Source organism: Myroides injenensis M09-0166 (assembly GCF_000246945.1).
Classification (GTDB): Bacteria; Bacteroidota; Bacteroidia; order Flavobacteriales; family Flavobacteriaceae; genus Flavobacterium; species Flavobacterium injenense.
Genome location: NZ_BAEX01000006.1, coordinates 52,361 through 66,782, shown reverse-complemented (window position 1 = coordinate 66,782; position 14,422 = coordinate 52,361). Strand labels below are relative to the sequence as shown.

At 33.1% G+C, this 14,422-nt stretch carries 11 protein-coding genes and 1 tRNA gene; 8 read left to right on the top strand and 4 right to left on the bottom strand.

The genetic code is table 11. The features are described 5' to 3' along the window. Positions 1–56 precede the first annotated feature (56 nt). From RH98_RS02105 to RH98_RS02085, 4 genes are all read right to left on the bottom strand, one after another. Positions 57–130, bottom strand: a tRNA-Asp gene (locus tag RH98_RS02105). A gap of 391 nt (positions 131–521) precedes the next feature. Beyond that, on the bottom strand, positions 522–839 hold the full coding sequence (trxA, locus tag RH98_RS02095; RefSeq protein WP_010249982.1) for a thioredoxin: 318 nt from the start codon (positions 837–839) through the stop codon (positions 522–524). 102 nt (positions 840–941) lie between these two features. Continuing rightward, positions 942–5,468, bottom strand: a complete 4,527-nt coding sequence (gene dnaE / locus RH98_RS02090; RefSeq protein WP_010249980.1) for a DNA polymerase III subunit alpha — start codon at positions 5,466–5,468, stop codon at positions 942–944. Between the two features lie 116 nt (positions 5,469–5,584). Next, positions 5,585–6,208: a DUF6252 domain-containing protein gene (locus tag RH98_RS02085; protein ID WP_010249978.1), complete on the bottom strand. Its 624-nt coding sequence runs from the start codon at positions 6,206–6,208 to the stop codon at positions 5,585–5,587. A gap of 1,090 nt (positions 6,209–7,298) precedes the next feature. Between RH98_RS02085 and RH98_RS02080 the strand changes: the two genes are divergently transcribed. The 8 genes from RH98_RS02080 to RH98_RS02045 all read left to right on the top strand — a co-directional run bounded on the left by RH98_RS02080 (position 7,299) and on the right by RH98_RS02045 (position 14,422). Beyond that, a complete protein-coding gene (locus RH98_RS02080; protein WP_010249976.1) occupies positions 7,299–7,823 on the top strand; it encodes a 30S ribosomal protein S16 in 525 nt (174 codons plus the stop codon). A 12-nt stretch (positions 7,824–7,835) separates the two neighbouring features. Continuing rightward, positions 7,836–8,366 carry a ribosome maturation factor RimM gene (gene rimM / locus RH98_RS02075; RefSeq protein ID WP_010249974.1) on the top strand — a complete coding sequence of 177 codons (531 nt, stop codon included), beginning with the start codon at positions 7,836–7,838 and terminating at the stop codon, positions 8,364–8,366. Between the two features lie 85 nt (positions 8,367–8,451). Continuing rightward, positions 8,452–8,982: a P-loop NTPase family protein gene (locus tag RH98_RS02070; RefSeq protein ID WP_010249971.1), complete on the top strand. Its 531-nt coding sequence runs from the start codon at positions 8,452–8,454 to the stop codon at positions 8,980–8,982. A 70-nt stretch (positions 8,983–9,052) separates the two neighbouring features. Further along, a complete protein-coding gene (locus RH98_RS02065; RefSeq protein WP_026038684.1) occupies positions 9,053–9,817 on the top strand; it encodes a GLPGLI family protein in 765 nt (254 codons plus the stop codon). Positions 9,818–9,862: 45 nt separating this feature from the next. After that, on the top strand, positions 9,863–10,603 hold the full coding sequence (locus RH98_RS02060) for a tRNA1(Val) (adenine(37)-N6)-methyltransferase (RefSeq protein ID WP_262491723.1): 741 nt from the start codon (positions 9,863–9,865) through the stop codon (positions 10,601–10,603). A gap of 420 nt (positions 10,604–11,023) precedes the next feature. Next, complete coding sequence (locus tag RH98_RS02055; protein WP_010249965.1) at positions 11,024–12,298, top strand: O-acetylhomoserine aminocarboxypropyltransferase/cysteine synthase family protein; 1,275 nt, start codon at positions 11,024–11,026, stop codon at positions 12,296–12,298. Between the two features lie 3 nt (positions 12,299–12,301). Continuing rightward, the gene (locus tag RH98_RS02050) at positions 12,302–13,444 is read left to right on the top strand and encodes a trans-sulfuration enzyme family protein (protein WP_010249963.1); all 1,143 of its coding nucleotides are present in this window, start codon (positions 12,302–12,304) and stop codon (positions 13,442–13,444) included. Positions 13,445–13,456: 12 nt separating this feature from the next. Then, the gene (locus tag RH98_RS02045; RefSeq protein WP_010249961.1) at positions 13,457–14,422 is read left to right on the top strand and encodes an alpha/beta fold hydrolase; all 966 of its coding nucleotides are present in this window, start codon (positions 13,457–13,459) and stop codon (positions 14,420–14,422) included.

Here is a 14,422-nt window from a genome sequence, read left to right as displayed (position 1 = left end):
ATCGCTTTAGATCAACAAGCATCTCTTTTTTATTAGAGATGCTTATCTCTCTTTTGCGGTCTGGACGGGACTCGAACCCGCGACCCCATGCGTGACAGGCATGTATTCTAACCAACTGAACTACCAAACCTTCGTCGTTATTGCTGTAATGCGGTGCAAATATACAACCATTTTCATTACTTCCAAATCCTATCAAGAAAAAAACAAAACTTTTTTACGCGTTTTTATTGATAAAACTGATAATCAAACAGATAAAATTAAAACTTTTTTCATCTTTTTTTTACCAAAATTATTTGACTGTATCAAAATACTAAAATTTAAAGCTCCAAAGCTTCTTTATTCATAGCTAGACATAGCATTTAAACAGTATTTTCAACCTCTATAAAACAATTCACAGACATAATTTTATGCTCAAAAGTACAATTGCCTTAAAAATTATTTGACTTAATAATCTATTATAAGCACAAAAAAAGAGCCTTGGATAGTTCCAAGACTCTTTTTAAACTATAAATAAAGAGTTATTATAACAAACTATTTATTGCATCTTCATATGTTTTTTTAGGAGCAACACCTACTTGGCGTCCTACTACTTCACCATTTTTAAAAATTAGTACAGTAGGGATATTACGAATTCCAAATTTAGAAGCGAATTCTTGGTTAGCATCTACGTCAACTTTACCAACTACTGCTTTACCTTCGTACTCATTACTTAATTCTTCGATTACTGGCCCTAACATTTTACAAGGTCCACACCATACTGCCCAAAAATCAACCACAACTGGTTTCTCTGATTTCAATACTACTTCTTCAAAAGTAGCATCTGTTATTTCTAATGCCATTTTTTCTATCTTTTTTTGTTATGTAAACAAATCTAATAAATAATTTATAATTACTGATTTACTTTGTATTAATTTTATCTATTTTACAATCAGTAAAAATGATTAATTTAATTTAAAATTGACCTGAAGTGCCTCCAACTCTTCTAATAAATCTGAATTGATATCGATACGTATACTTTTACTTGGCATCTCAATTTTATTAACAATACGCATCTCTTCACGTGGAGTACTAATCTCCATTTCATCTATATTTATATCTTCAGAAGATTCATCGTCATCAAGATTAACTGCTACATTCCCTAAATATGAAGGTATATCTAACTGTTCAACGATCTTCTCAATCTCTAATATTTCAAAAGCTACATTTTTATCGCCATTATATTTACTAAAGACATCTTTAATCGCGTGTACTGTTTCTGACTTAATTTCTTTTACATTCATCATTACCACTAATTTTTTAGCAAATGCAGGAATTACTTCATGCAATAATCGCATCTCTAAAAATTGGATGCGTGGCTCTGACTTTTCTCCTGTATCTTTTCTTACCCATCCTTCCTTTATTTGAACCTTCACATGTACAAAAGTGTTCTGCAACAAGAAATGTCTAAACTTTAAGAACTCTTCATTGAACATGCGAAATTCAAAACCTTCATCATATCCTTCAATAGTAAACATCGCCCAATCCTTCCCTTTTGCGGAAGTTCTAAACTGCACATCACTAATCATACCTCCAAAAGTAACCGTTCTTCCAGTCAGTGGTTCTAAATTAGCCATTTCTTCCACACGCACATTGCAAAAATACTTCATCTCAAATTTAAAATCATCTAAAGGATGTCCAGATATGTAAATCCCAACAACTTCTTTCTCTTTAGCTAACTTTTCCATTGTAGTCCATTCTTCACATGCAGGCACTATAGGTTCAGGAATTTCTACCTCACTACTTTCTCCAAACAAACTAAACTGAGAAGAATTATCATTCTCTTGACTTTTTGCTCCATATCGAATCGCTTTCTCTAAGAATGGAACTGTATCACTACCTTCCATGCAGAAATATTGTGCACGGTGTGTATCGCCAAATCCATCAAACCCACCTGCTAAAGCCAAGTTTTCAAAAGCTTTCTTATTAGCAGCCCTTAAATCAATACGTTTTGCTAAATCAAATATAGATTTATAACGTCCATCTTTTCTATTTTCAACAATAGTATTTACGGCCCCTTGTCCTACACCTTTTATCGCTCCCATTCCAAACCGAATTGCATATTCATCGTTTACCGTGAACTTATAAAAAGATTCATTTACATCAGGTCCTAATACATGTAACCCCATTCGCTTACATTCTTCCATAAAGAAAGTAACCGATTTAATATCGTTCATATTATTAGATAATACAGCAGCCATATACTCTGCTGGGTAATGTGCTTTTAAATATGCTGTCTGATAAGCAATCCAAGCATAACAGGTAGAGTGCGATTTATTAAATGCATAGGAAGCAAATGCTTCCCAGTCTTTCCATATCTTTTCAAGCACTACAGGATCATGACCTTTTTCCGCAGCTTGGGCTACAAATTTTGGCTTCATCTTATCCAAAACATCTTTTTGCTTTTTCCCCATAGCCTTACGTAGAACGTCAGCTTCACCCTTTGTGAATCCAGCTAACTTTTGAGACAAAAGCATTACCTGCTCTTGATAAACAGTAATTCCATAAGTCTCTTGTAAATACTCTTCACAAGCATCCAAATCATATACAATAGGCTCTTCCCCATTTTTTCGTCTAATAAACGAAGGTATATATTCCAATGGTCCTGGTCGATATAAAGCATTCATCGCAATTAAATCGGCAAATACAGTAGGCTTTAATTCCCTCATATATTTTTGCATCCCCACAGACTCATATTGGAATACTCCTACCGTCTCTCCACGCTGGAATAATTCATATGTTTTGACATCATCAATAGGAATCTCATCAGGATTAATATCAATTCCTGTTCTATACTTTACAAGTTTTACAGTATCCTTAATTAAGGTTAATGTCTTTAACCCCAAAAAGTCCATCTTTAACAACCCTGCACTTTCTGCAACAGAGTTATCAAATTGGGTTACATATAAATCAGAGTCTTTAGCAAGGGTAACAGGTACAAACTTTGTAATATCATCTGGCGTAATAATTACCCCACAGGCGTGAATACCAGTATTTCGCATGGATCCTTCAAGAATCTTTGCTTGTTGTATTGTTTCTGCAGCAAGTGAATCTTCTTGTGCTAAAGCAATTAGTTCTTTTACCTTGTCGAACTCTTCGCTTCTCAGTGCAGCTTTAACCGCAGCTTCATCTTCAGATAAAAAGCGTGCTAAATTCCATTTCGAAGGCATAATACCAGGAATTAACTTTGCAATTCGATCTGCCTCAAATAGTGGTAAATCTAATACACGAGCAGTATCTCTAATAGCTGATTTTGTAGCCATTTTACCATAAGTAATAATTTGTGCTACTTGATTAGCCCCGTATTTATTAATCACGTAATCCATTACACGACTACGACCTTCATCATCAAAGTCAATATCAATATCGGGCATAGATACACGGTCAGGATTTAAGAAACGCTCAAAAAGCAAATCATATTCGATAGGGTCTAAATTAGTAATCCCTAAACAAAAAGCCACTGCTGATCCAGCTGCTGATCCACGACCAGGTCCTACAGAAACTCCCATTTCTCTAGCAGCTGCAATAAAGTCTTGTACAATTAAGAAATATCCGGGATATCCCGTTCTCTCAATAGTGGCAAGCTCAAAATCTAGTCGCTCTTTTATCTCATCTGTAACCTCTGGGTAGCGTTTTTTAGCTCCTTCATAAGTTAAATGTCTTAGAAAGTTATTCTCTCCTCTTTTACCATTACCATCTCCTTCTAAATCTCTTGGATCTTGAAACTCTTCAGGTATATCAAACTTAGGTAATAACACATCTCTATGTAATACGAAAGGTTCAACTTTATCGACTATTTCTTGTATATTATATATTGCATCAGGTAAATCTTTGAAGAGCGTTTTCATCTCCTCTTCTGATTTAAAATAGTATTCTTGATTAGGTAATCCATATCGATAACCTCTTCCTTTACCTATTGGAGTTGATTGTTTTTCTCCATCTTTTACACACAATAAAATATCATGAGCATTCGCATCCTTTTTCTCTAGATAATAAGAATTATTAGTAGCAATAAGCTTAATATCGTGTTTACGTGAAAGCTCAACTAAAACTTGGTTGACACGATTCTCATCCTCTTGACCATGTCGCATAATCTCAATATAAAGATCCTCGCCAAATTCCTCTTTCCACCACATCAATGCTTCTTCTGCTTGTCGTTCTCCAAGGTTTAATATTTTACCAGGTACTTCTCCATAAAGGTTTCCTGTTAAAACCATCACATCCTCTTTATATTGCTTAACGACATTCTTATCTATACGCGGTACATAATAAAATCCGTCTGTATAAGCGATTGATGCCATCTTCGCCAAATTGTGATAGCCCTTTTTATTCTTAGCTAAAAGTACTACTTGATAGCCATTGTCTTTTTTCTTCTTATCAGTATGATCTTCACATATAAAGAACTCGCAACCAACAATAGGTGTAAGAACTGGTAAAGCCTCTTCCCCATTCTCAACTCTTTCTTTATTTTTAGCTTCTATTGCTTTATTATGATCACTTACAGCCTTCACAAAATGGAAAGCTCCCATCATATTTCCATGGTCTGTCATAGCAACAGCAGACAAATTAAACTCTGCTGCTTTTTTCACTAAATTAGGAATACTTATAGTTGATTGCAGTATAGAAAACTGAGTATGTACATGCAAATGAGCAAATCTTGCTTCCTCTAATTTATTCTTATCCTCAGAAGTAATTTTTTCAGTAGTTCCTCCTTGCTCCTTAGCTAATCGCTTACGTATTTCATCAGACGCCTTTTTTAAGTTGACATGTTTTAATCCAGCCAACCCAAATGGTTGTGAATTTACTTCTCTATATCGCTGTAAATAAGTGTCATCACACTGCAATTCTTCCTTCGAAAAGACACCTCTCTTAATCAATTCAAGAAAACAACGTGTAGTAGCCTCAACGTCGGCAGTAGCGTTATGAGCTTCAGAAAAAGGTACACCAAATAAATAAGTATGCAACTCAGTTAAAGTTGGTAACTTAAATTTTCCTCCACGTCCACCAGGTATTTTTAATAACTCAGCTGTTACCTCTGTACAAGTATCTAGTACTGGCAAACTAGCCATTATACTATCTACTCCCATACGGTAAAACTCACACCCCATAATATTTAAGTCAAAACCAAGATTTTGACCTACTATAAACTTCGTCTTAGACAAAGCAATATTAAACTTTGCTAAAACTTCTTTTAAAGTAATCCCTTCTTCTTCCGCTAACTCAGTAGAAATCCCATGAATTCGCTCTGAATCGTAAGGGATGTTAAATCCTTCTGGCTTTACTAAGTAATCCTGATGTTCTATCAAGTTACCCATCTCATCGTGTAATTGCCAAGCTATTTGTACACATCGTGGCCAATTGTCTGTATCTGTAAGTGGTGCAGACCAGCTTTTAGGAAGTCCTGTAGTTTCAGTATCGAATATTAAATACATGTTTGAAAATAAGAAGTTTAAGCCTAAAAAGGCGTTTTTATAGGAATAACAAAGGTACAAAAAAAAGACTGTGTTACTAAAAACACAGTCTTCTGTATACTATTAAATGTCTAACTCTATTTTGCAGTTTCCATTGGAATTCTAAAGAAATATCCGTCTTGGAAAGACTTCACATCGCGCAGAACTTTATCATACTTAATTTGTTGTTCTGTCGTTAATTTATCTTTCCCAGGAAATTTTTTCAAATTAACGTAAAACGTTCCACTAATTGTTCCAGGAATCTGATCTTCCATTTTATCTAACACAACAACACCTCTATTTGAAATGTCATTCGTTTTATAAGTAGCAAGAATTGTTTTATCAACATTATCTCTTACCGTATAAATAGCATAAGCCTCATCATTATTGCTGCTTTTTACACCAGATTTAACTAAGTCACCTTCTTCGGTTGTTTCTTCAATTACATCACCTAATTCAATCATAGTGGTTTTACCTTGCTCTAAACGGTACGGAACTCTTATTGTAAATGCAGTTGAATCTGTTTGACCAATCAAATACAACACACTTTCATTCGCTACAAAAGCATCAATACGATCGGGTCTCCAAACTTCATATTTAAAACCAGCAGTAAATTCTTCATTATTTGCCATAGCTTGCATACCTGGAGAATTTGTATCTGTTTCATTTTCACAAGAAACAAATGCAAATACCAAAAGCAATAATCCTAAAATCTTTTTCATAACTGACACATTACTTCTATAATAACATCAAATGCAAAAGTAAAGTATTTTGACGGACTAAAAAAGATATTTTTTAATATAATTTTAACTTTTTAGTTAACTCATCATCTTTCATTTCATACAGAACTTAAGCAATAATTAGACAAATTTTACCGAAATAAAAACACTAGGTTCCTTTACAATTCTTAAACACACCACAATTTATGAGGAACTGTTAATAAATGGTTCAAGCAGTATTAAAAAGCTCTATAGTGATACCGATTCACGAAAGATTTAATGAAGTCATCTTGACTATTAAATTTTATAAAACTTCTTTAGACCTACAAAGATAAAAGCCATGAAATTCCATATAATTCAACTAGATAATAAGGACAAAATCTATCTAACGTAGCACCTTTACCTATCAATACGCTATGAGATTTTGTGCAAACACTTTAATAATCCGAGCAAAAAAACCACCCCATTTTTTTTAAACCCTAAAAAACATATCTAGTTAAATTACAGCGCATTACATCAAAAAACACTCTATTGAGTCAAAATTGGTATGCTTGTTAAAGCTAGTATTCATAAGCACTCGTACGAAATCCTTCAACAGTGCTTCAACAATTCCTCATGATTGCTCTATATAGAAGGCTGTTTGTTGAAGGAATCTTGAAGAACTGTTGAAGCATTGTTGAAAAAATCATACTGTCTATAGAATTAAAGAGTATTAAAGGCAGATAAGGAATCAATTATTTGTTCCAAGAATCATTTTAGGCACTTCTATTTAAAAAGATCTTTGAATAATTAAATGATTAATTTTTAAAAAGTTTAAAATTAAAATGACTGAAATAAATTGGAAGATTAATAATAAGGTAAAGGCATCTTGACTCTTTAGTTTTCTAAGATTTCAATACCCTTTCGTTATTTTACAAAAGTCAAGACGACCCCAATAAGAATACCTAGCTTATAAAAAAACATAATACTAACAATATACTCCTATAAATCAGCCTATTATTTTTTTCATAAAAAAACAGGTATCAATGAAAAAGGTGTATATTTGCAAAAATTTTAAAACCGAGGTCGGGTACCTCACTAATTTAAATTAATTATGTCTGTAAAAATTAGATTACAAAGACACGGTAAAAAAGGAAAACCTTTTTACTGGGTAGTGGCTGCTGATGCACGCGCTAAAAGAGATGGTAAATACTTAGAGAAAATCGGTACTTACAATCCTAACACAAACCCTGCTACTGTAGATATCGATGTTGATTCTGCTGTAAAATGGTTATTTAACGGTGCTCAACCTACAGATACTGTTAGAACTTTGCTTTCTTACAAAGGAGCAATGTTAAAACACCACTTACAAGGTGGAGTTAACAAAGGTGCTTTAACTCAAGAACAAGCTGATGCAAAATTTGCTGCTTGGTTAGAAGAAAAAGCAAACAAAATCAACGCTAAAAAAGATGGTTTATCATCTAATAAAGCTGCTGACAAAGCTGCTAAATTAGCTGCTGAGAAAGAAGTAAGTGCTAAACGTGCTGCTGCTGCTCAACAAGCTAAAGCTGCTGCTGAAGCTGCTAATGCAGAAACTGCTGAAGCAACTGAAGAAAATAATGAAGAAACTCAAGCATAATTTACTTGCGAAATGCGTAAAAAAGATTGTTTCTATTTAGGCAAAATCGCAAAAAAATTTAGCTTCAAAGGGGAAGTATTGGCCTATTTGGATACCGATGAACCTGAGTTATACGAAAATTTGGAATCAGTGCTCGTTGACTTTAACGGGCAATTGATTCCTTTTTTTATTAAAAAAGCTTCATTACATAAAAACGATTTCCTAAGAATTAAATTTGAAGACTGTAACTCAGAAGAGGAAGCAGATCGATTGATTGGCTCTGAATTATACCTACCACTTTCTATGTTACCTAAATTAGAAGGTAATAAATTTTACTACCACGAAATAGTAGATTTTGACGTGGAAGATCCTAAATTAGGAATAGTGGGTAAAATTAAAAGAGTAAATGATACTAACTATCAACCTATCTTTGAAATAGATCACAACGGTACAGAAATACTTGTTCCTATGATAGATGACTTTATTATTGAAGTAGATCGTGAAAACAAAACAATAGTTTTAGCGATTCCTGATGGGTTAATTGATTTATACCTAAACAAGTAATTTGTTTTATTACCATATAAAGAAGCCTAAAAGTTTGTAACTTTTAGGCTTTCTTATTTTCTATAATTATTATCTCTTACAACAAATGCAATCTTTAGAAAAATTAGGAGAGCGCATCTGCATTATTGGGCTAAGCTCTTCCGGGAAATCAACCCTCGCACAAAAATTAGGAGAGCGACTCCAATTAAATGTTCTCCACTTAGATCAAATTGCTCATCTTCCAAATACAAATTGGGTTCCCAGAGAACAAACATTAATGAAAAAGGATCATCAGAAATTTCTGGATGAAAACACCAAATGGGTTATTGAAGGTAATTATAGTTTTCTGATACCTGAGCGTTTTGAAAATGCTACATCGATTATTTGGCTTGACTTTTCTCCCATAGGAGCACTCTTTAGATACATAAAGAGAAGTATTCTACATCGTGGTAAACGACCTGGAAACCTAGAAGGAGCAACTAGTCAATTTAGTATAAAAATGATAAAGTACATACTATTTGAAGCTCCCAAAAAACACACTAAATATCAAAACTATATTAGACAGAGTAATGCAGGCTTTATCCATCTAACCAGTTTTAAACAATTAAGATATCTAATGAAATTATGGAAATTATAAAAATATATTTACAATAAACGTTATTTAAAAAACGTTAAAATTACTAACACCAACCCATAATTAATTAATAATGAAAAACTTAATTATTGTATTCCTACTAATATGCACAACTCTTTCCTATTCTCAGAAAGATAACACTAAAGTAACTAGAGTTAACTACACTGTTGAAATAATGGCAGGAAAAAACAAACCAGAATCTAAAAGAAAGACAACTGCTGTTTTAGATATACAAGAAAATAATTCACGCTTTATGGATTTAGGCTTGTATAATCAACTCGATGTTGATAATATAAAAAATAATGAAGATATGGCTCGCCCCCTATTTAATTGGGCAGTTGTAAAAGATGGGAAAACACTTAAATTCTATGAGACAATTGGCTTAACAAAAAGTTATTATGAAGATGATATTAAATCATTAAATTGGCATATTGAACCAGAAATAATTGAGTGGCAAAACTATAATGTACAAAAAGCTACTTGCGATTATGGAGGTAGAGAATGGACCGTCTATTTTACCCAAGATATAGCAATACAAGGAGGTCCTTATAAATTTGTTAATCTACCTGGTTTGGTTGTTAAAGCATGGGACGCTAATAATGAATATTCCTTTGAAGTTATAAATAGTGAAAATATAGCAACTAATTGGATAATTCTAGATAATGATTATTACCAACCTTATACAAAAAAGGAAACAGATAAGGCAAGAAAAACAAATGCCAACAAAACGTATCTACAACTATTTGAGGAACGTGGTCAAAAAGTTGGCGAAGCAAATAAAGCTTTTTTTAATCGTAAAATTGGAGATACAGAAAACCCTATCGAAAAAGACTTTTAGAAACACTCCCTATTCACTTTTATATAGCTTACTACTTCAGCTTTTTTGTATTTTTGCTCAAAAGAGAAATTAACATATATGTTTAAATTTAAACAATTTACAATACAGCAAGATAATTGTGCGATGAAAGTAGGCACGGATGGAGTATTACTTGGAGCATGGACACCTATTAACAATAATCCTTACTCTATCTTAGATATTGGAGCTGGAACGGGATTATTAGCCTTAATGATGGCACAAAGAACAAATGCTGAACAAATAGATGCTATAGAAATAGATGCTTCTGCACATGAGCAAGCAGTTGATAACTTTGAAAACAGCCCTTGGGCAGACCGTTTATTCTGTTACCATGCAGATTTAGAAACCTTTGCTAATGAGATGGAGGAAGAATATGATTTAATTATCTCTAATCCTCCCTTCTATGCAGAAGACTATCATACAAATGATAAACAACGAGATACAGCACGATTTCAAGAAGCATTACCATTTGATTTACTTATCGAAGCAGTAGAATATTTTTTATCTGAGAAAGGTATCTTCAGCGTGATTATTCCTTCTAAAGAAGAAGATACATTAATTCGCTTAGCAGCAGAATTTGGTATTTATCCTTTCAAAGTAACCCGCGTAAGAGGGAACGAAAAAGCAGAAATCAAACGTAGCCTTATTGCTTTTTCACGTGAATTAATAGATAAAATACCGTTGGACGAGTTAATTATTGAAGAAGAAAGACATCAATACACTCCAGCATTTCAGGCACTTGTAAAGGAATTTTATTTAAAACTATAAAATAATTTACTTTTATTTTGTTTTTTACAAAAAATATTTATGATATTTGTACCAATAAAAACATAGAAGAAAAAATGAATACAGTTTATACAATGATGATGAGCATGATGATGTGGAGAAATCCGCAGGGCTTGTTATTTGCATAAACTCAAATTCTAAATAACATATAATTAGCCCTTGCAATTGCAGGGGCTTTTTTTTTGACATAAACTAAATTAAAGAAACAATGACTTTTACTACTAACAAAAATATGATGATGGCAATGATGATGAACATGATGATGTTCACACCACCCTATTGCCGTAAGTCAACGAGTTAGTAAGTCATAAAGAAGACAGAAATACTTAAAGTCCTTTCGGTAATACCGAAAGGACTTTTTTTTTTAAAACAATAATTAATAACAATATAAAAATCAGCATTATGAGCAATTTAAATTTTTCAACACAAGCATTACACGCAGGACACGATGTACAATCTACTTCAGGTACAAGAGCAGTTCCAATTTATCAAACTTCATCTTATGTATTTGAAAATGCAGACCATGCAGCGGGAGCATTTAACTTATCTATTCCTACATATATCTACACTAGATTAAATAATCCAACAAATGATGTACTAGAAAAAAGACTAGCAGCCCTTGAAGGCGGTATAGGAGCTGTTGTAACAGCATCAGGAGCAGCAGCAATTACTACAACTTTATTAACATTACTAAAAGCTGGAGATCACATTGTTTCATCAAATAGCTTATACGGAGGAACTTATAATTTATTTAATGTCACATTACCTAGATTTGGAATCAATACAACATTTGTAGATCCTTCAGATGTAGAAAACTTCAGAAAAAATATACAACATAATACAAAAGCTATATTTGTTGAAAGTCTTGGAAATCCAAAACTTGATATTGTTGACTTAAAAGCAATAGCTAAAATAGCACAAGAATTCAACATTCCTTTCATAGTAGATAATACTGTAGCTTCTCCTGCCCTATTAAAACCTATTGAATTCGGTGCGAATATTGTCATTCACTCTTTAACAAAATACATCACTGGAAATGGAACTTCACTAGGAGGGGCAATTATCGATGCAGGTACTTTTGATTGGAGCAGTGGTAGATTTCCTGAATTTACAGAACCTTCACCAGGATATCATGGTTTAGTTTATCATGAAGCTCTAGGAAATGCAGCTTTTATAGCAAAAGCAAGAATAGAAGGTCTAAGAGATTTAGGTGCTGCATTAAGTCCATTCAATGCATTCCAAACAATACAAGGGTTAGAAACACTACCTATCAGAATCAAAAAACACAGCGAAAATGCTCTTGCATTAGCAGAATGGCTAGAACAACAAGACGAGGTAGCGTGGGTAAACTATCCTGGATTAAAATCTAGTAAATACTATGATCTAGCAAAAGAATACTTACCTGAAGGACAAAGTGGCGTAGTAACATTTGGTTTAAAGAAAGGATTTGAAGCGGCTAAAAAAATAGCAAACGAAACAAAACTATTCTCACTACTTGCTAATATAGGTGATACCAAATCATTAATCATTCACCCTGCATCTACAACTCATCAACAACTTACAGTAGACGAACAAAAAGCTACAGGAGTAACACCTGACTTAATTAGACTATCAGTAGGAATAGAAGATATCGAAGATTTAAAGGCAGATCTAAAAAACGTATTCAAACAGTTATAAACAATGAGTAAACAAATAGACATATTAAATAGTATTCCTATTGACCCACTTACTGGAGCAATTGCTGTGCCTATTTACCAAACTACCACATTTGTACAAGAAGCTCCTGGTGAAAATAAAGGTTTCTCTTATACTCGTACAAATAATCCAACAAGAGAAGTTTTAGAAAACTTAATAGCTAAGCTTGAGAATGGAACATGTGGATTAGCTTTTGCTAGTGGATTGGCAGCAATAGACGCAGTATTTAAAACGCTGAGTTCAGGTGATGAGGTAATTGCAGTAGCAAATATATATGGTGGTACTTTTCGTCTTTTAAATGATGTTTATGCAAAGTTTGGAGTTGTAGCAAAATACGTAGACACTACAGTTATTAAAAATATAGAAGAAGCCATTACGCCTAGTACTAAGTTAATTTGGATTGAAAGTCCAACTAATCCAACGCTGAGAATATCAGATATTAAAAAGATAGCAGCTATTGCTAAGGAAAACAATATCACACTGTGCGTGGATAATACCTTTGCTACACCTATCGCCCAAAAACCTTTAGATCTAGGCGCAGATATAGTAATTCACAGTGCTACAAAATATATAGCTGGTCACTCTGATGTAGTAGCAGGATTAATAATTACAAAAACAGAAGAACTAGGTAATAAAATAAAGTTTCATCAAAACTCAACAGGTGCTATTCTAAGTCCATTTGATAGTTTTTTAACCATAAGAGGAATTGAAACACTACTTTTTAGGATTAAAGGGCATTCTGAAAATGCACAAAAAATAGCAGAATACTTAAATCAACATCCAAAAATTAATAAAGTCTATTATCCTGGATTAGCAACGCATCAAGGACATGAACTAGCTAAAAGTCAGCAGAAATACTTTGGAGGAGTAGTCAGTTTTGATTTAAAAGATGATAACAAAGCTACTGCATTAAGACTCATAAAATGCTTACAACAATTTAAGCTTACAGAAGGCTTAGGAGGTATAAAAAGTATGAGTAATTATCCTTACGAAATGTCACATGGCTCAGTCCCTAGAGAAACAAAACTAAAAGCAGGGATAACAGATAGTCTTATACGCCTATCTGTTGGTCTAGAAGAAGCAGAAGAACTAATAAAAGATTTAGAACAAGCTTTAGCAACAATTTAAAGCATTTACAAAATGAGCAACTTAAAAGAAATTACAATTACCGACTATTCTTTATCTACTCAAAATATTCAAGATATAACATTGAGTTACCAAGTATTTGGTCAGCCATTACATAGCGCTCCTATTGTATTGGTCAATCATGCCTTGACAGGAAATAGTGAAGTTTCTGGCAATAAAGGATGGTGGAAGAGCTTAGTAGGTCATGACCAAGTAATTGACTTAAATCGCTATACTGTAATTGCTTTTGACATCCCTGGTAATGGTTATAACCAACAAGTAGAAAACCTCATCGATGACTATAAACAATACACGACAAAGATCATAGCAGACTTATTTTGGCGAGCTCTTGATGCAATAAGTGTACACAAACTATTTGCAGTAGTGGGTGGTAGTTTAGGAGGTGGGATTGCTTGGGAAATGGCTTTTTTAAGACCTCATGATATTGAACATTTAATTCCAATTGCAACAAGTATTAAAGCTTCGGACTGGGTAATAGGTAATGTATTAATACAAGAAAACATATTAAACAATTCAACTCAACCCATACAAGATGCTAGAATGCATGCGATGTTATTGTATAGAACACCTGCATCCTTTCAACTAAAATTTAACAATCACTTCTTAGAAGATGAAAATAAATACTCCGTTGAAAGCTGGTTACAATACCACGGAACAGCTCTTAGTAACCGATTTAAATTGTCTTCATACAAATTAATGAATCACTTACTAAGAACAATTGGGAATTATATTACAGAAAAGGACATTGTACTATTTGCTCAAACAAGCAGTGTCAAAATACACAGTATCGCAGTTGATAGTGATTATATGTTTACAAAAGAGGAACAAGAAAAAACGTTCAAAACAATACAACAGTTTAAAGAGGATATCTCTTTTCATCAAATTCAATCAGTACACGGACATGACGCCTTTTTGATTGAATACGAACAATTAAACAATTTATTAAAAAATATATTTTAA